Source organism: Ideonella sp., assembly GCF_041287625.1.
Taxonomy (GTDB): domain Bacteria; phylum Pseudomonadota; class Gammaproteobacteria; order Burkholderiales; family Burkholderiaceae_C; genus Ideonella.
Genome location: NZ_JBGGNH010000073.1, coordinates 265,872 through 283,897, shown reverse-complemented (window position 1 = coordinate 283,897; position 18,026 = coordinate 265,872). Strand labels below are relative to the sequence as shown.

The window sequence follows — 18,026 nt, the reverse complement described above, 5'->3', positions numbered from 1 at the left end:
GGTGGGGCGAGATGCGATTTCCACAGGCCACCCCCAAACGGAAGGAGGCCGTGGCTACGGGAAACCCCTCGCTCAATCGCCATGCTTATGCGTTGTGCGCCGCAGCAGCTTGCCGTATGGTTGATTTGTTCATGCCACCGGCCGGGTCAATCGGCCACAGCAAGGAGCGAGCAGGCCCCCACCCGTGCCCGAGCGCGGGGCTTGCGGGGCACTCGGCGCGCACATGCAAGCACACGTTCGGTCCGAGCCGTACTGCTTCCCTGAGAACTCACCGGCCCGCCTGGCCTGCGACTGGCTGATGGGCCAGCTCGGCGACGCGGCACAGGCCTTGATGCTGTTGCATCCAGATGGACCTGGTGCACCCGCGGCGGACACGCTGGCGCTGCTGGTCCTGGACCACGGCGCGCAGTTGCGGCAGCAGCGCTGCTGGCCAGCCGGCATGGTGGACGGCAGGCGCCTGCCGTCCCTGCAGCTCACGCGTTTGCCTGCCGCCTGGCTGGCCGAGCCGGGCCGGCTGGCCTGTGCGGACTTGTTGACGCACCGCATCGTGCACGCCCGCTTGCTGGACACGCCGCCCACGCCGCCGCTGCTGGCGCGCCAACTGGATGCCTCGCTCGACTTTGCCCATGCGCCGGCTGCACGCGCTGCACGCTGCGCCAGCTTTGCCGAGGCCGCACGTTTTGCTGCGGAACAGGCCTGCGCCAGCCAGGCTTTCCCGGGCTTGGCCCGGCTGTGGCTGCAAAAGGCCCACGCCGCCGCACTGGCGCTGCTGCTGGATGGTTGCGGCCGCTGGTGCCCGGCGGCGGACACGCAGGCGCCTCTGTACTGGCCCGTGGCGGAGGCGCTGCTGGGCATGCCGTTGGCCGCCCAATGGACCGGCGCACTGGGGCTGGACGACGACCCTTCGCGGCTGGCCACGCCGCTGCGCCGCATGCAGATGCTGCTGTTGCGCGACTGCGTGCGCATGACGCCGGACGATGCCCGCTGGCCGGCCGGCGTGTCCACCAGCCTTCGCTGGGCCTATGCGTACTGGCATGACCCGAGGGAACTGGAAGCCCGGCTTGGCGCGGCTCAGATGCTGGCCCAAGCAGGGCAGCCGGGACAGGCCGTGTGCCAGCTGCGCGAGGTTGGTTTTGCGCTGGCGCGGGTGGCCATGCTGCGCCAACGCGTGCGCGAGCGCTGGTCGCACCCGCTGCAGTTCGAACAGCCGGAATGCGACGTCGCGCAGGACCTGTTCAAGCACCACCCGGACATGCTGGACGAGTTGCGGCAGGTGCTGGCCGGACCGTCAGCCTTGTCCGGCTGGTCCTTGGCGCCGATGCTGAACCTGCTGGCGCGGCAGCGCGAGGCCACACAGGCCGTCCTGGCGAACCACGACCCGGCGCTGGCCGCTGGCTTGGCCGCCGCACCGGCCTGGGCCCTGGATGCACCGCCGCCCGACCCGCAGATGCCCAGTGATGCCAGCGCCTTCGTGGGTCTCGGGCTGGGGGCGTGACGAGCCTCGGCAGCAGCGGCCGACCCGGCTGCCGTAGCGCGCTTCCAGCCGTTCACGGAAGAACTGCTCGTAGGTGCGGCAAGCGCTTCCCATGCCGGCTTGAGTTGCATGAGACTTGTCGCGCCGCAACGGTTCACCGCCGGGACGAGACCAGGATGCCGACGACGATCAGCGCGAACGCCGCGCCGTGAAACCACTGCGGCCATTCGCCCAGCATCGCAGCCGACAGCAGCGCGGCGAAGACCGGCGTGAGGTTGACGAAAAACGCCGCGATGGCCGGGCCGACGGTGGACACGCCCAGGCCCCAACAGCGGTAGGCGATCAGCGAGGGGCCGACGGCCACATAGAGCAGGATCACCGGCACCCAGGGGGTCCAGTGCCAGCGGGCGTCGGCCACCAGGGTTTCGACGCCGGTGGCGGCGGCGCTCCACAGCAGGCCGAAGGCAATCTGCACCAGCAGGAAGCCGGCCCAGTCCCAGTCCGGCCGCTGTTCGCCCTGCATGCTGGCCGGTGGCCTGGCCAGCAGCCAGGAATAAAAGCCCCAGCTGATGATGGCCAGCAGCATCAGCAGGTCGCCCGACACGAAGCGCAGCGCCAGCAGCCGCTCGGGCTCGCCGCGGCAGATCACCAGCGCCACGCCCAGCAGCGACAGCAGCGCGCCGACCACGTCCTGCCGCCGTGGCGCGATGCGGTAGACCAGCGCACCGATGGCCAGCATCCACACCGGCGAGCTGGCGGTGATCAGCGTTGCGTTCAGCGGCGTGGAACTGTGCAGCGCGAGGTACTGCAGCGCGTTGTAGCTGCCCATGCCCAGCAGGCCCAGCAAGGACAGGTAGCGCCAGCGGGCGCGGATGGTGGCGAGGTCGCGAAAAGCCGCCTTGCCCAACGGCCACAGCAGCGCAAAGGCCAACAGCCAGCGCACCAGGTTCAGCGCCACCGGCGGTACCGCGCCCACCGCCAGCCGGCCGACGACCGCGTTGCCGGCCCACAGCAGCGGCGGCAGCGTGAGCAGCAGAGCCAGGCGAAGGGTCAGTGGCTGGTTGGGCATCGGACAACGCAAAAGGCTGGCACGATAACCCACCAGCTTTGGTGCAGCCGGCCTGCACCGCATTCCCCCAAGGAGACCCGGACATATGAGCTTGAGCAGCCGCACCATCGTGATCGACGCCTTCGGCGGCCCCGAACAGCTTCGCCTCGTCGACCGCCCGGTTGGCGAGCCCGGCCCCGGCGAGATCCGCATCCGCCACCACGCCATCGGCCTGAACTACATCGACGTCTACCAGCGCACCGGCCTTTACGCCAACCCGCTGCCGCTGGCGCTGGGCATGGAAGGCGCGGGCCTCGTCGAAGCGGTGGGCGAGGGCGTCACGCACCTGGCCGTGGGTGACCGCGCGGCCTATGCCAGCCAGCCGCCCGGCGCCTACTGCGAGCGCCGCGTGCTGCCGGCCAAGTGCGTGGTCCAGCTGCCGGACGCGATCAGCTTCGACGAAGGCGCGGCGATGATGCTCAAGGGCCTGACCGCGCAATACCTGCTGCGCGGCACGCTGCCGCAGGGCGGCCTGCAGGCCGGCGACTTCATCCTGTTCCACGCCGCTGCCGGTGGCGTGGGCCTGATCGCCTGCCAGTGGGCCAGGGCGCTGGGCCTGCAACTCATCGGCACGGCTGGCAGCGACGAGAAATGCGCATTGGCCCGCGAACTGGGCGCGGCGCACAGCATCAACTACCGCACGGAAGACTTCGTCGCCCGGGTCAAGGAAATCACCGGCGGCAAGGGCGTGAAAGTGGTCTACGACTCGGTCGGCGCGGACACCTTCATGAAGTCGCTGGACTGCCTGCAGCCCTTCGGCTTGCTGGCCAACTTCGGCAATGCCTCCGGCAAGGTGCCGCCGCTGGACCTCGGCCTGCTGGCCGCCAAGGGCTCGCTGTACGTGAGCCGCCCCACGCTGTTCACCCACATCGCCACCCGCGAGCGCACCCAGGCGATGGCCGACGACCTGTTTGGCATGGTCACCAGCGGCAAGGTGAAGATCCGCATCGACCAGCGCTACCCGCTGGCCGACGTGGCTCAGGCGCACCGCGACCTGGAAGCGCGAAAGACCACGGGTTGCAGCGTCCTGCTGCCCTAAGACCCGGCCTGGCCCGCGCGCCTGAGCATCAGCACGCCGATCGCCGCCGGCATCAACCACGGCACCGCCGGGATGCCGGCGACAAAGCCGGGCACGCTGTACCAGTGCGACATTGCCGCTTGCATGCTGGGATAGGCCAGGCCTCGGGCGGCCAGGAAGAACAACCCGAGGCTGCTGAGCAGCAGGAAGGCCCATGTGCCGCCCTGGCCCAGCCAGCCCGCCTTGCACAGCGCGCGGGCAAACGCCGCGGTGGCGAGGTAGGTCAGAACTCCGGCGAAGAACAGCGCGGTGATGGACAGCGCGTCCAGCGGCGTCAGCTCGCGCAGGTTGCCCGAGACGGATGCTGTCCAGGACCAGCCCAGTTGCTCGGCCACGTAATCGTTGCGCTGGATCACGCAGAACAGGAAGTACAGCGGCGTGGCAAACACCGCGCAGGCCAGGCCCAGCGTTGAATACAGCCGCTCGCCGGCCTGCGCAAGCGCTTCCCGCAGCACGATCAGCCCAGCGCCGACCAGGATCGAATTGACGGCCAGCAGCAGGAAGCGCAAGTCGTTTTCCGACGGCGGCTGTTCATGTGGCGGGCCGATGCCCAGCAGCAATGCAAACAGCGCAAACGGTGCGACGAGCAGGCAGCCGGCCACTGCCAGCAACTGCCGAACGGGTTCGGCGCTGCGCAGCCCGCGCGCACCGCCGAACCATGCAAGAACGCAATTGAGGATCAACAAGCCGCCAATGAGCACTGGCCGGATGGCGGGCGCGTAGTCCGCGGAGTTGGCAAACAGCGCGAAGTCAGCCACCAGGCTGACTGCAAGCAACGCGCTGATGGCCGGGTGGACGGAAGAGTGGCGTGCCTGCATTTTCAAGCTCCTGGTGAATCAAAAAAACAGTTCGAACCGCCGGACGAACGGCCGGGCCCGCGCCGCTGGAACGCGCACACGGGCCTTCTTGCTGTACGGAATCCGCGCTGCATTCTGGACATGCGCTTGCCGCGGCTGCAAGCGGCCGGGTTCAGTGCATGTCCGTCAGAGGAATTGCCGGCACCAATGCTTGAGCTCGTGCCGCGCCAGCAGGGCCTTCGGAACCGGTGATGCGCTTCGCTGGACCGGTGCCCGATGCCGCTGACCGAATCGATGAAGACCGAGGACCGCGCGAGAAACTGGCCGGACTGCCCGACATCGGCGGCATCCGACGAATGCGGCCGCCTGGCGGTGGCCCCGGCCGTGAAATAGGTCACGGGCGTTTTGCGCTCGGTCAGCTTGGCGAGCCGCCGGGCCGGTCCCGAGCAAAGCGCCGCTGCGCAGCGGTGACAATCCGGCCATCATGATGCTCGCTCCTCCCGTCACTCCGCTGGCCGAGATCGACGCCACGCTGGCCCGCCAGGGCTTTGCCGTGCTGGACGCCGATGGCCTGTTCAGCCTGCTGCACTGCACCGCCGACGACCTCGCACCGTGGCTGTCCCACTGGGACCGGCTGCCGGCCGACGCCTACCTGCGCGATGGCGGCCGCTACCGCCGCCGGCGCCATGCCTGCTTCGTCGTCGAGGGCGATGAGGTCACGCTGGTGCCGCAGCGGCCGCACTGGCAGCCTGTTGAATACAACGCGCTGCACGGCGGCATCGAGCGGCATTTCGAACCCATCGAGCCCAGCCTCGCGCTGGACCCGCTGTGGCAACGCTGGCTGGCCGCGCTGGCCGCCCGGGCCTCGGCGCTGAAGGGTGCACGCACCTGGTACGTCGAGGCGCACCCGTTCCGCATCGATACCACCGACGGCATTGGCCGGCCGACGCCCGAGGGCGCCCACCGCGATGGCGTGGACCTGGTCAGCGTGACGCTGGTTTCTCGCGAAGGCATCAAGGGCGCAGAGACGCGGGTCTTCGCTGCCCAGGGCCGCGAGGGCCAGCGCTTCACGCTGGACCAGCGCTGGAGCACCCTGCTGCTGGACGACGAGCGCGTGGTGCATGAATCCACGCCCATCCAACCATTGGCGCCCGGTGCAAGCGGCCACCGCGACACGCTGGTGCTGACCTTCCGGTCCGGCGGCTTCCAGGGCCCGCCCGGCTGAGCGGTGCCGCCGCCTCGCATTCGTTCCTTCACACAACAACAAAGCCTCGCCGCCCGCCATGAGCACCCTGACCCCGCAGCAGCCGGCCGCCGCCACGCCGGCCGAAACCGAAGCCCAACGCCGACAGAGGGAGGCTGTGCAGCAAGCCCTGGCCAGCGCCGCGCTGCGCAGCCAGGGCGAACTGAAGCTGCCCGGCCGACACTTGCGCTACCGCATCGACGCCGGCTTCGTGCCGGCGTTCTCTCACCTGCCGGGCCAATCGCCCGAGCCCGAAGCGGCCATCTTCACCACCGCCTATCAGCTTGAGCCCGAGGGTGGCGAGCCTGCGCCGGATGCGGCGCAGCGGCCGGTCTGCTTCGCCTTCAATGGCGGACCCGGCGCGTCGTCGGCCTTCCTGCACATCGGCCTGATGGGCCCGAAGCGGGTCACCATCCTGGAAAACGGCCAGATGCCGCCGCCGCCCTACGTGGTACAGGACAACCCGCTGAGCTGGCTGGCTCAGTTCGACCTGGTGTTCGTCGACCCACCGCATACCGGCAGCTCGCTGTCGGCCGGTGACGAGGTGCGCAAGAAGCACTTCTCGGTCGACGGCGACATCGCGGTGCTGTCCGACGCCGTCTGCGAATGGCTCACCCGGCACCGCCGCTGGGGCTCGCCGGTGCTGCTGTGCGGCGAGAGCTACGGCACCACCCGCTGCGCGGCGATGACCGAAACCCTGGCCGATGCCGGCGTGCCGCTGGCCGGCCTGATCCTGGTCTCGACCGCGATGGACTTCCAGGCGCTGGAGTTCAGCCCGCGCAACGACCTGCCTTACGCGCTGTTCCTGCCGGCCTTCGCGGCCGTCGCCCAGTACCACGGCACGCTCAAGGGCGAGGCCGGCGCGTCGCCCGAAGCCGCGCTGGCGGCGGCCAACGACTTCGTGCACCGCGAATACCTCAGCGCCCTGCATCGCGGCGGCACGCTGGAGCCGCGGGCGCGCAGCCGCGTGGCCCGCCGCATCGGCGAGCTGACCGGGCTGGCGCCAGCGCTGGTCGAGCAGCACCACCTGCGCATCAGCGATGCGACCTTCTTCGTCGAGGCGCTGCGCACGCAAGGCCGCACCGTTGGCCGCATGGACGCGCGTGTCACCGGGCCAATGGGCCTGGCCCAGCCCAAAGGCATGGAGTTCGACCCCGGGCTGGACCCGCTGTGGGGCCCGTTTGCGATGGCCGCGCAGCACTACTTCGGCCAGCTTGGCATGGACAGCAGCCGGCGCTATCACCTGTTCGGCCCGGAAGTCATCAAGCAGTGGAACTTCCTGCGCGGCAGCGCCAAGGGCAACCAGTACGCCTGCACCTCCGTCGAGCTGGCGCGGGTCATGCGCCGGCTGCCGCACCTGCGCGTGCTGGTGGCCAGCGGCATCTACGACCTGGCAACCCCCGTCAGCGCGACCGACTGGTCGCTGGACCAGTTGGACCTGACGGACGCCGTGCGCGCCAACCTGCTGCACAAGCGCTATGCCGGTGGCCACATGATGTACTCCCGCGAATCCGAGCTGCAGCAGTTGCAGCGCGACCTGGTGGACTGGTTGGCCACGCTGCCGACGCGCCAGCCCGCTGCGAACTGATTCCCGATCCAAAAAAATTCCGCACAACAAGAACCGGCGCCACGACGCCGGTTCACGGCCGCCACTGCGCCCTGAGCGCAGGCCCGGCGGCCCTGGAGAGAGACAACATGCCCGTGTTCCGTTGGCTGAGCCTGCGCCAGCTGTTGACCCTGCCTTACGTGGTGTTGGTGCTGCTGCTGACGCTGGTGCTCGGCAGCTTGTCCTACCGCGCCGGCCGCATCGCGGTCGACAGCCTGTCGGACCAGTTGCTCACCGAAACCGTCGGCCGCATCTCGCAGGCCATCGAGCTGCACGTGCTGGGTTCAGGCGCGGTGCTGGAAACCGCTTTCCCGCGTGGCATGAACGCGCCGCCGCGCGTGGCCGACGGGCTGGACGCACTGCGCACCCGCTTCTGGCTGGCCACCTCGGTGCACCCGGAGCTGAACAACTACGTCTACTACGGTGACGAGCTAGGCCACTTCTTCGGCTTGCTGCGCGAAGGCGGCGAGCAGGCCCAGCTGCGGCTGCGCCTCAAAGGCGAAGGCCCGCGCAGCCTGTACGAGTTCAAGGGCATCCACGGCGCGCTCGGCCCGGGCACGCCGGAAGAGCGCATCTTCGAGCCGCGCCAGCGCCCCTGGTACCAGGCCGGCCAGAGCGCCGCCACCGAGACCTGGACCTCGATCTACATCGACTTCCGCACCCGCGAGCTGATCTCCACCCGCGCCCGCCGCGTGCTGGCCGAGGACGGCCACACCCAAGGCGTGGTCGCCACCGACGTGACGCTGCGCCACCTCAGCGCCTTCGTGCACTCGCTGCCACTGAGCCCGCACGGCATTGCGTTCGTGACCGAGCCCAACGGCAACCTGATCGCCACCTCGCGCGGCGACTACCTGCGCAACGGCGCCGATGGCCAGCCCGTCCGCCTGAACGCGGCCGACAGCAGCGACGCCTTGCTGAAAGCCAGCCATGCCGCCGTGCAGGCGCTGCTGCAAAGCCCTGAAGACGCGGGCGCCACGCGGGCGATGCGCATCGACGGGCCGGATGGCGACTCGGTGCAGCTGGCACATGCGCGCATCCGCGACGCGGCGGGGCTGGACTGGCTGATCGTGGTCGCGGTGCCGCGTGGCGACTTCCTGCAGCGCGTCAGCGACAACGCGATGCAAAGCCTGTTGCTGGGCCTGCTGGCTGCGGTGGCCGTGGTGGCCATCGGCCTGCTGAGCCTGGAAGTGCTGTCACGCGACCTGAAGCAGATCGCCACCGCCGCCCGCCAGGTCGGCGAAGGCCGCTTCGACCCCACGCTGGATGTGCGGCGCCAGGACGAGATCGGTGACCTCGCACGCAGCTTCAGCGCGATGACCCAGCGCCTGGCCACTGACCGGCTCACCGGCCTGGCCAGCCGCGAGGCCATGCTGCGGCGAATCGAAGACCGCCTGGCCCACCACCGCCGCTCCGGCGACCACCAGCCCTTCGCGCTGCTGTTCCTCGACGTCAACGGCTTCAAGGCCATCAACGACAACCACGGCCATGCCGTGGGCGACCAGGTGCTGGTCGAACTCGGCGAACGCATGCGCGGCGCGCTGCGCGAGGAAGACAGCGTCGCCCGCCTGGCCGGCGACGAATTCCTGGTCTTGCTGGAGCTCAACGAACCCGGCGAAGGCGCGGACCCCGAAGCCGCGCTGGCCCCGGTGTTGGCCAAGCTGAAGGCCGCCTTCGCCAAGCCGCTGAACAGCCTGGCCGGCCTGCCCGCGACGGAAGACGAGGGCCTGGACGTGGCCATCGGCGTGGCCCTCTACCCCGAGCACGGCGACGACGTCGCCACGCTGCTGGCCCAGGCCGATGCGGACATGTACCGCCGCAAGCCGCGGCGGCGCTGAGACCCCAAGCCGAGCTTCTGATCAGCAGTGCGTCTGCGGAAGGCGTTGCTGACAGAGCGCGAGGCTCAATCGCCAACAATCTCGAAGGCCGCAGCCGGCCCCGAGTCCAGTTGCCAGACGCCGTTGATGAAATGTGCGAATGGTGTGTTAGCGCCCTCGTATTCGCTGAAGTTCCAGCCGCCGTAGGTGCTGGAATTCTTGTGGGTCGGCATCACCATCAGCCAGTACTGGCTTCCGGCATGAACCGACACTCCGCCGATGGTCTTGACCATCGGACAAATGGGCACGTCCGGCAGCGATGTGACCGTGAACTGCTTCAGCGTCTCACCAGGCATGCCATTCACATCCGCGTGAATGCTGACGGTCATTGCGTTTTCGCCTTCAAGCAGGTTCAAACCGAGTTTCACTTTGGCAATGGTGCTGTCAACGCTTGACGTAAAAGGCATTGCCAGTCCGTAGGTCGTCTGATCGAAGGACTTTTTGCCGGACACGACCCAACTGATGCCCACTGCGTACAACTGCGCTGAGTCGTGGTGGAACGTGGAGTAAATGATGGGGCTTTTGGCCTGGGCTGGTGCAGCGGCCTCCGGCTCAACTGGACAGCTTCCACTGGCCTGCCTGATTGCGGGGCCACTGGCCTGGAAATTTGAGGCTATCGCATAAGCGGCAAAGCATGGCTGAATGGCAAACGACAGGGCGAGAAGCCCGGAAGCGGCGATGGTGCTTTTCATGACGAAGTCCTCCTAATGAATTGAAGTTTTCAACCGGGTGTCCCGGGGGGGGTGACGCGCTCGGTGATGCGTCGCGATTCGCCAAGACATCAGGTGAGATTCATTTCAACACGGTCTTCGAGTCGACGGCGCTGCGCGATGAACTGCGTCATCCGTTCGCAATACGGCGTCGCAAACCGTTTACCCAAGAAGGCACAAGGTCATGCGGGGCATGGCTGATATCTGCAATGGCCTACGCTGTCTCGTTCGCCAACTGCTGCAACTCCACCAGCCGCCGATACAACCCGCCTTCGATCTGCATCAGCGCCTCGTGCGGCCCCAGCTCGGCCACATGGCCGTGGCTCAGCACCAGGATGCGGTCGGCGTCGCGGATGGTGGAGAGGCGGTGGGCGATGGAGATGATGGTGAGCTTGCCGTGCAGCTTGGCGAGGGCTTGTTGCACGACCTGTTCGGTGCCGGTGTCGATGTGCGAGGTGGCTTCGTCGAGCAGCAGGATCTTCGGCTCGCCGGCCAGCGCGCGGGCAATGGCGATCAGCTGTTTTTCGCCGACGGCCAGGCGGGCGCCGCCTTCGCCGAGCGGCGTGTCGTAGCCGTTCTCCAGCCGGGCGATGAAACCTGCGGCGCCGGCGGATTCGGCGGCGGTGTGGATCTGCGCTTCGCTCAGGTCCCGGCCCATCGCGATGTTCTCGCGCACGCTGGCGGCGAGCAGGAAAGGCTCCTGCGGCACCAGGCCGACGGCGTCGCGGAACGCGGCCTCGTCCAGTTCGGCAATCGGCTGCCCGTCGACCAGCAACTGGCCGCTGTTCTCGGCGATCGGGTAGAAGCGCAGCAAGAGAGACAGCAGGCTGGTCTTACCGCTGCCGGTGGGGCCGACGATGCCAAGGAACTCGCCGGGCTTCACGTCAAGGCTCACATCCTTCAGCACCGGCACGCCGTTCTTGTAGGCGAAGTTCAGGTGTTGCAGCGTGACGGCACCGGCGGTGACACGGCCCCTGGCCTGCGGCCGCGGCGCCTCGGCTTCTTCCAGCAGCGTGTTGACCCGCGCCGCTGCCACGACGGCCTGCTGCAGCTGAGAGAACTGCATGGTCAGCTGGATCAGCGGCTCGACGACGCGGCCGATGTAGCTGACGAACGCATACAGCACGCCGACCTCGACGGCCGAGAGCTGGCCGCCGCTTTCGCGCATGCCGAAGACCGCGATGACGATGGCCAGCATGGCCACGTTCAGCAGGTCCAGCGCTGGCCGCAGCAGCCAGGCATTGGCGCGCAGCTCGACCTGGCGCGAAGCGTAGTGCGCTTCGTTGACGCTGGCGTAGCGCTTGCCGTAGGTGGCCGCAGCGCCAGTGGCCTGCAGCACGGCCATGCCGGCGATGGACTCTGCCGTCTGCGCGTTCAGCGTGCTGCGCAAATCCCGCGTGCGGCCCACGGCCGGTGCGGAAAGGCGCTGGTAGAGGAACACGATGCCGAACACAGCCGGCACCAGCGCGGCGACGATCAGCATCAGCCGCCAGTCCAGGAAGGTCATCGTGACCAGCAAGGTGGTCAGCATGATGATCGAGTCCAGCATCACGAACAGCACCTGCACATAGAGCTGCTTGACGGCCTCGGTGTCGTTGGTCACGCGGCTGACGAGCTGGCCGGTGATGGCGCTGTCGAAGAAGCTCATCGGCAGCCGCAGCACATGGCTGTAAACCGATTCGCGGATGCGCCGCACCGACTGCATGGCCACAGCGGCCAGCCGGCACAGCTGGTGGTAGCGCAGCAGGCTGGCGGTGCAGCCGGCGAGCAGCGCACCGCCCAGCAGGCCCAGCATTGCGCCGACCTGCGGGTTGTGCGGCAGCAAGTAGCGGTCGATGAAGGCCTTGCCCATCACCGGGCCGAGCGCGTCCAGCCCGGCGGCCAGCACCAGCCAGAACAGGCCCACCCGGACGGTGGCGATGTCCGGCTGCACGGCGCGCCACAGCAGCGCGGCGGCGCGTTTCACAGGCGCGCCCTGGGGCGTCTTGTGCGCTTCGTTCAACGGCGCCTCAGTCGTCGTGCTCAAACGAAGTCTCCAGTTGCTGCACGCGCCATTGGTGCGCGTACCAGCTGGCGTCCACGCCGCGGGCCAGCAGTTGTTCGTGGCTGCCGAGTTCGGTCAGCCGGCCTTGTTTGAGCACCGCGATCTGGTCGGCGTCAGCCAGCGCGGAGAGCCGGTGGCTGACGACGATGACCGTGCGGCCGCGGCGCTGCTCGCGCAGGTGCTGCAGGATGCGGTGTTCGGTTTCGGTGTCGACCGCCGAAAGCGCGTCGTCCAGCAGCAGCAGTGGCGCGTCGGCCAGCAGTGCGCGGGCAATCGCCACGCGCTGGCGCTGTCCGCCGGAGAGCGTCACGCCGCGTTCACCCACGGGCGTGTCGTAGCCCTGCGGCAGGCGCTCGATGTCCTCGTGCACGGCCGCCAGTTTCGCTGCGGCCTCGATGGCTTCGCGCGTGGCTTCGGGCCGCGAGAGCGCGATGTTCTCGGCCACGCTGGCGGAGAACAGGATGGGCTCCTGCGGCACCCAGGCAATGCCGGCGCGCAGCGCGTCCAGCGTGTAGTCGGCCAGTGCCACGCCGCCCCAGCGCAGGCTGCCGGCCTGCGGCATCCACTGGCGCAGCAGCAGCTTGATCAGCGTGCTCTTGCCCGAGCCGGTCGGCCCGACCAGGCCCAGCGTGCTGCCGGGGGCGATGCGCAGGTTCAGCGCGTCCAGCGCCGGGCTCGGCGCGCCCGGGTAAGCAAAACGCAGCTGCTCGATGGCAATCTCGCCGGCCTGCACCGGGCTGATGCTGCCGTCATCGTCGATGGCCAGCGGCTCGTCCAGCACCTTCGAAAGCCGCACCCAGGCCGCCTTGCCGCGCTCCCAGAGCGACAGCACCCAACCGGCTGCGAACATCGGCCAGATCAGCTGCGTGAGGTACAGCCCGAAGCTGGTCAGCTGGCCGATGCTGAGTTCTTCATGCCATACCAGCCAGCCACCCAGGCCCAGCGAAAACGCGCTCGCGCAGGCCAGCGCCATGCCCACCGCAGGCTCGTAGCGCGCCTCCCAGCGCTGGGCCTGGAAGCCGGTTTCTGCGGCATGGCTGGCCAGTTCGGCAAAGCGCGCGCTGCTGCGTGCCTCCAGCCCCAGCGCACGCAGCGTGCGCACGCCGGAGATGGTTTCCTGCACATGGTCGTTCAGCCCGCCAAAGGCTTCCAGCGCCTGGCGCGAGCGCTCGTGCACCGCGCGCGAGATCCACCAGAAAGCCCAGGCCATGAACGGGAAGGGCAGCAATGCCACCGCGGCCAGCCGCCAATCTACCCCCAATGCCATGGTGCTGACGACCAGCACCAGGGTCAGCGTGCCGTCGAAGCCGGCCAGCAGCGCTTCGCCGCAGGCCATTTCCACGGCGTCCACGTCGTTGGTCGCCAGCGCCATCAGGTCGCCGGTGCGGCGAGTCTGGAAAAAGCGCGGGCCCTGGTCGGCCAGCCTGCCGTACAGCTGCGCGCGCAGCTCCACGCCCATGCGGTAGGCGGCGGCATACAAGCGCATTCGCCAGCCCACGCGCAGGAAGTAGATTGCCACGCCGGCCGCCAGCAGCCAGCCCAGCTCGCGCCACAGCGCCGGCCCGGAAAGCTGGTGCGACACCAGTGCGTCCACCAGGTGGCCGATCTGCCGCGGCAGCCAGACCGTCAACAAGGCAATGCCGGCCAGCATCACACCGGCCAAGCCGTAGGCCGCGGCATGGCGGCGCACGAAGTTCAGGATCAGGCGGGCAAGGGTCATCGGTGATGGGTGGGAACCGCGGGCGCTGCGCGTGGCGGCGACGCGGTGCCGGCGCGCCCGTGCGGTGGCTCAGGCGGCGGTGCAGGTGATCGGGCTGCCGATTCTAGGGGGATGCGTCCACCGTTTATCCCCTGAACGGCGATGGCAACGATTCGGCTGGCGGCGGAAACTCGCGGCTTGTTGTCTCTCCGCCGGAGTTGTTCCCATGTCGTTCCGTTTCAATGCCGTGTCCGCGATCCTGGCCTTCGGTTCTGCAGTCTTGATGCCGCAGGTCGCGCAGGCGCAGACCTATCAGATGGAGATCTTGCAACCGCTGCACAACTACGATGATCTTCGACTGTTCTCGCTGGATGAGCACAGTGTCGCTTCGGGGATCAATATCGTGGGGTCGTCGGAATCGACGCTGGTAACTCGCTGGAAAAACGCTCAGCCCAAGGTTCTGAATGATCCGCAGAAGAAGAAACTGGGAACCCAGTTCGACTACGCGTATCGCAGTGCGAACAAAGGCTATATGGTGGCCTCAAACTACGCCAGAGTGAGAAGCGTTCTGTGGCGCCCAGATGGGTCCGTTGTGGATTTGGTTTCCATGGCGCCGGAAGGAAGCCCTTGCGAATGCATGGCGAAGGACGTGGACGATGCTGGACACGTGTTGGGCAACGTGTCAGTCGCTGGTGTCCAACATGCTGCGCTATGGAAGGATCCGGCCCAGCCTCCAATCTTGTTGCCAACCAAGTCGGGAGTGGTCGGAGCCGATGTGGTGAGCAGCGCGAACAACGGTTGGGCAGTCGGTTGGTGGCAGGACGAAAAATTCAACCGACGACCTGTTGTCTGGCAGAAAACGAAGATGCAGGACTTGGGTGATTTGCAAGACTTGGAGGGGGCTGGACTCTCCTCTGTCAATGCCAACGGGACTGCTGGCGGCACAGCGTGGCAAGAGGAGAGCGGCCGCTATTTGCCCTTTCTCTGGCGGGCTGGCAAGCTGACTTGGCTGGCCGCCGGAAAGAGTGACGATTGCCAGGTTACCGCTGTGAGCGACGCCGAGATAGCTGTCGGCCGCTGCAATGGGACTGCCGTGATCTGGAAGGGTGACAAACTCGTCCAACTGAGCAACCACCTTGACGCAGCGTCGCAAGCTGCCGGCTGGTATGTGGCCGCGTCTGTTGCGATCAACAGTGCGGGTGTCATCCTCGCAGGGGTCTACAACCGGTACGCCGACACGAATTTCGCCAACTACGCGTTGCTCAAACCGACGGCGGAGTGATCCCTGGCGCTGGCGGTGGTGATCACCTCCACCGTCACATGCACCAGTTCCTCGTGTATCGCCAGTTGCGCCCGGAAAAAATCGGGCGTAGCCGGCTGGTCCACCTCCAACGACAGGATGCAGGCATAGCTGCCCTGGCCGACGCGCCAGACGTGCAGGTCGCGGATGCGGGCCGGCACGGGGCTGGCGGCGATGACTTCCTCGATCTCGGCGACGACTGGCGCGTCCATCTCGGCGTCCAGTAGCACCTTGCCTGAGTCGCGCAGCAGGCCCAGGGACCACTTGCCGACCAGCCCGGCGCCGACGATGCCCATGGCAGGGTCCAGCCAGTCGGCGCCCCAGAGCTTGCCGCCGAAGAGGGCGAGGATGGCCAGCACGGACGTGGCGGCATCTGCCAGCACGTGGACGTAGGCGGCGCGCAGGTTCAGGTCGTGGTGGAGTTCGTCTGCGTGGTTGTTGTCGCCCTGCGCGTGACCCTTTCCGTGGCCGTGTGAATGGTCATGCGAGTGACCATGGGAATGTCCGTGATCGTGCCCGTGTGAATGGCCATGGTCAGCATCCTTCAGCAACCAGGCGCAGACCAGGTTCACCGCCAGCCCGAGCACGGCCAGCGCAATCGCTTCTTCGTAGTGGATCGCACCTGGGTTCAGCAGCCGCTCGCCGGACTGGATGAGCATCAGCAGCGCCACGCCCAGCAGGCAGATCGCGCTGGTGTAGCTGGCCAGCACCTCGATCTTCCAGGTGCCGAACGAGAACCGGCGGTCGTGCGCCAGCTTGCGCGCGGCCACGTAGGCAAAGGCCGCGAGGCCGAGCGCCAGCGCATGCGAGCTCATGTGCCAGCCGTCGGCCAGCAGCGCCATTGAGTTGTAGTACCAGCCGCCGATGATCTCGGCGACCATCATCGCCAGCGTGATCCACATCGCCCAGCGTGTACGCCGTTCGGCAAGCGGGTTGGCTTCACCGAAAGCATGGCTGTGGCGACCGGCATCGGTCCAGACTTTGGCGGAAGAGGGTGAGGCGGCGGGCGTGGTCATGGCGGGCTGGCTGCAGACGTTCTGTGGCCGGAGGGCCGTAAAGTCTGCATACTACCCCCCAGTACTTTTGTTCTTGCCAAAACGGCTTGTCGCCGTGAGGCGATGCCTTTGCCCCATGGCCCACACCATCCAGTCCAAGAAGAAGCTCATCGCCCGCGTTCGCCGCATCCGCGGCCAGGCCGATGCGCTGGAGCGTGCGCTCGACCAGGAGACCGAGTGCGGCGCAATCCTGCAGCAGATCGCGGCGATCCGCGGTGCCGTCAACGGGCTGATGGCTGAGGTGCTGGAAGGGCACATCCGCGAGCACCTCGGGGCCGAGGGCGTGAGCGCCGAGCAGCGCGGCGAGGATGTGGACCAGGTTGTGGGCGCGCTCCGGTCCTACCTGAAGTAGCGCTCGCGGATACTCCCACCGTCGGCGGGCACGTACCCTGCCTGGTAGGAGTCCTCTTGAACCTGTTGCGCCCCTCTTCACTCTGCCGCTGGCTGGCTTGCGCGCTGACCGTGTGCGCGCAAGCCGCTGGCGCCGCGGAAGCTGCGCCGCCGGCCACCACCGGCTCGGTTTGCAGCTCGCCGTCCCAGCAGCTGGACGAACAAGGTTTCGTGCCCCTCAATGGCATCGAGCAATGGGTCACGATCAAGGGCGAGCGCTGTGGCAACCCGGTGGTGCTGGTGGTGCACGGCGGGCCGGGCAATCCGGTCAGCATGTTCTCTGACGGGCTGTACGGCCCGTGGCAGAAGGACTTCACCATCGTGCACTGGGACCAGCGTGGCTCGGGCATGACCTATGGCCGCAACCGGCCGGCCGAAGGCGAGCCGCTCACCGTCGCGCAGCTGCGGGACGATGGCATTGCGGTGGCCAGCTACGTGACGCAGCACCTCGGCGCGCGCAAGCTGATCCTGATGGGCGGCTCCTGGGGTTCCGTCCTCGGCATCCAGATCGCCAAGGCCAGGCCTGACCTGTTCCACGCCTACATCACCACCGCGCAACTGGTGAACGGCCAGGCCAACCTCGCTTCCAGCTACGCCGCGACGCTGGCGCGGGCCAAGGCGCTGAGCGACCAGGAGAACATCGCGAAGCTGGAGGCGCTGGGCCCGCCGCCTTGGTGCGACCCGCGCAACTTCGGCATCCTGCGCCGCGTGACCCGTCGCTACGAAGCCGCCCGCACGGACCCGGCGCCCAAGGCCTGGTGGCAGCCCGCGGCGCTCTACACCACTGCCAAGGCCGAAGCCGACTACGAGGCCGGCGAGGACTACTCCTACCTGCAGTTCGTCGGCCGGAAGGGTGACGGCATGCTTGCGTCCACCGACCTGCCCGGCCTGGGCCTGAAGTTCGGGCTGCCGGTGTTTTTCGTGCAGGGTGAAGAAGACCTGGTGACCACGCCCGACGTGGCCCGCCGCTACTTCGACAGCATCGAGGCACCGCAGAAGGACTGGGTGCTGCTGCCGCGCACCGGCCATGACCCGAACCCGGCGATGCGGGATGCGCAGTTCAGCTTGCTGAAAGAGCGGGTCCTGCCGTTGATCCGCTGAGCCGCTGGTGGGCTCGCGGGCATCGGCTGGCTGGCTGGCCGCCATGGGCGAATGGTAGATTCTTCACCATGCCCTGGCGCCTGTCTGCAACTCCTGTCCTCCTTGCACCAACGCGGCTTGCGGCGCGCCGGTTGTTTCCGCGATGGTCGGCATGACAGGCGCTGAACGCCGCCAACATGAGCGCAAACCCTTGCGCGGCCTGGCGCAGTTGGTCTTTCCCAGCCAACCGCCGCTGGAAGTGCGCACCTGGGACATCAGTGCTGGCGGCATCGCCATCATCGCCTCGGTCAATCCGCCACCCAATCTGCGCTGCGTGATCCGCTTCCTGGTGCCTTTGCTTGCCGGTGGCAGCACGCCCGTCGAAGTCAAGGTCCAGGTTGCCCACAGCGTGCTGAGCAGCAGCCATGGCGCGTTCATGGTGGGACTGCAGTTCGATGGGCTCCCCGTGGCTGGCGAGCAGGCCATTGCGCGATTTCTGAAGGGCCAGTAGACGCTGGCCTGTCCATCCAGGCGTCGGAATGCCGCGTTGATGGCTGTTCTCAGGTGA

Annotated in this window: 15 protein-coding genes and 1 pseudogene; 9 read left to right on the top strand and 7 right to left on the bottom strand. The window is 67.8% G+C overall.

The features are described from left to right. Window positions 1-223: 223 nt before the first annotated feature. Window positions 224-1,495: a hypothetical protein gene (locus ACAH41_RS28245; RefSeq protein WP_325654682.1), complete on the top strand. Its 1,272-nt coding sequence runs from the start codon at window positions 224-226 to the stop codon at window positions 1,493-1,495. Window positions 1,496-1,516: 21 nt separating this feature from the next. Here the strand turns inward: ACAH41_RS28245 and ACAH41_RS28240 are convergent. Then, window positions 1,517-1,588: pseudogene (locus ACAH41_RS28240) on the bottom strand (hypothetical protein); the annotation flags it as partial. A gap of 40 nt (window positions 1,589-1,628) precedes the next feature. Beyond that, entirely contained in the window at window positions 1,629-2,543 is a 915-nt protein-coding gene (locus ACAH41_RS28235) for a DMT family transporter (protein WP_325654683.1), read from the bottom strand. Window positions 2,544-2,628: 85 nt separating this feature from the next. Between ACAH41_RS28235 and ACAH41_RS28230 the strand changes: the two genes are divergently transcribed. After that, on the top strand, window positions 2,629-3,621 hold the full coding sequence (locus tag ACAH41_RS28230; protein ID WP_325654685.1) for a quinone oxidoreductase: 993 nt from the start codon (window positions 2,629-2,631) through the stop codon (window positions 3,619-3,621). On the opposite strand, the gene ACAH41_RS28225 is transcribed toward ACAH41_RS28230, so the two are convergent. Beyond that, window positions 3,618-4,478 (bottom strand): hypothetical protein, encoded by an 861-nt coding sequence (locus tag ACAH41_RS28225; RefSeq protein WP_325654687.1) that lies wholly within the window; start codon window positions 4,476-4,478, stop codon window positions 3,618-3,620. The genes ACAH41_RS28230 and ACAH41_RS28225 overlap by 4 nt on opposite strands. A gap of 463 nt (window positions 4,479-4,941) precedes the next feature. Between ACAH41_RS28225 and ACAH41_RS28220 the strand changes: the two genes are divergently transcribed. The 3 genes from ACAH41_RS28220 to ACAH41_RS28210 all read left to right on the top strand — a co-directional run bounded on the left by ACAH41_RS28220 (window position 4,942) and on the right by ACAH41_RS28210 (window position 9,141). Further along, complete coding sequence (locus ACAH41_RS28220; RefSeq protein WP_325654689.1) at window positions 4,942-5,682, top strand: 2OG-Fe dioxygenase family protein; 741 nt, start codon at window positions 4,942-4,944, stop codon at window positions 5,680-5,682. A gap of 58 nt (window positions 5,683-5,740) precedes the next feature. Beyond that, window positions 5,741-7,288 carry a peptidase S10 gene (locus ACAH41_RS28215; protein WP_325654691.1) on the top strand — a complete coding sequence of 516 codons (1,548 nt, stop codon included), beginning with the start codon at window positions 5,741-5,743 and terminating at the stop codon, window positions 7,286-7,288. Between the two features lie 107 nt (window positions 7,289-7,395). Continuing rightward, complete coding sequence (locus ACAH41_RS28210) at window positions 7,396-9,141, top strand: diguanylate cyclase domain-containing protein (protein WP_325654692.1); 1,746 nt, start codon at window positions 7,396-7,398, stop codon at window positions 9,139-9,141. Between the two features lie 65 nt (window positions 9,142-9,206). Here the strand turns inward: ACAH41_RS28210 and ACAH41_RS28205 are convergent, their stop codons facing one another. From ACAH41_RS28205 to ACAH41_RS28195, 3 genes are all read right to left on the bottom strand, one after another. Beyond that, window positions 9,207-9,872, bottom strand: a complete 666-nt coding sequence (locus tag ACAH41_RS28205) for a hypothetical protein (protein ID WP_325654693.1) — start codon at window positions 9,870-9,872, stop codon at window positions 9,207-9,209. Window positions 9,873-10,104: 232 nt separating this feature from the next. Further along, the gene (locus ACAH41_RS28200; RefSeq protein ID WP_325654694.1) at window positions 10,105-11,916 is read right to left on the bottom strand and encodes an ABC transporter transmembrane domain-containing protein; all 1,812 of its coding nucleotides are present in this window, start codon (window positions 11,914-11,916) and stop codon (window positions 10,105-10,107) included. After that, on the bottom strand, window positions 11,900-13,654 hold the full coding sequence (locus ACAH41_RS28195; RefSeq protein WP_325654695.1) for an ABC transporter transmembrane domain-containing protein: 1,755 nt from the start codon (window positions 13,652-13,654) through the stop codon (window positions 11,900-11,902). The genes ACAH41_RS28200 and ACAH41_RS28195 overlap by 17 nt, the downstream gene beginning before the upstream one ends. A 205-nt stretch (window positions 13,655-13,859) precedes the next feature. On the opposite strand from ACAH41_RS28195, the gene ACAH41_RS28190 reads away from it, so the two are divergent. Next, on the top strand, window positions 13,860-14,915 hold the full coding sequence (locus ACAH41_RS28190) for a hypothetical protein (RefSeq protein ID WP_325654697.1): 1,056 nt from the start codon (window positions 13,860-13,862) through the stop codon (window positions 14,913-14,915). Here ACAH41_RS28190 and dmeF read toward each other — a convergent pair. Next, the gene (gene dmeF, locus ACAH41_RS28185; RefSeq protein ID WP_325654698.1) at window positions 14,885-15,949 is read right to left on the bottom strand and encodes a CDF family Co(II)/Ni(II) efflux transporter DmeF; all 1,065 of its coding nucleotides are present in this window, start codon (window positions 15,947-15,949) and stop codon (window positions 14,885-14,887) included. The genes ACAH41_RS28190 and dmeF overlap by 31 nt on opposite strands. 115 nt (window positions 15,950-16,064) lie before the next feature. Here dmeF and ACAH41_RS28180 point away from each other — a divergent pair, with 115 nt between their 5' ends. The 3 genes from ACAH41_RS28180 (at window position 16,065) to ACAH41_RS28170 (ending at window position 17,969) form a co-directional block, all read left to right on the top strand. Further along, window positions 16,065-16,340: a metal/formaldehyde-sensitive transcriptional repressor gene (locus tag ACAH41_RS28180; protein ID WP_325654699.1), complete on the top strand. Its 276-nt coding sequence runs from the start codon at window positions 16,065-16,067 to the stop codon at window positions 16,338-16,340. Window positions 16,341-16,396: 56 nt separating this feature from the next. Next, complete coding sequence (locus ACAH41_RS28175; RefSeq protein ID WP_325654700.1) at window positions 16,397-17,479, top strand: alpha/beta fold hydrolase; 1,083 nt, start codon at window positions 16,397-16,399, stop codon at window positions 17,477-17,479. Between the two features lie 151 nt (window positions 17,480-17,630). Then, window positions 17,631-17,969 carry a PilZ domain-containing protein gene (locus tag ACAH41_RS28170; protein WP_325654701.1) on the top strand — a complete coding sequence of 113 codons (339 nt, stop codon included), beginning with the start codon at window positions 17,631-17,633 and terminating at the stop codon, window positions 17,967-17,969. The last annotated feature ends 57 nt before the right edge of the window (window positions 17,970-18,026 follow it).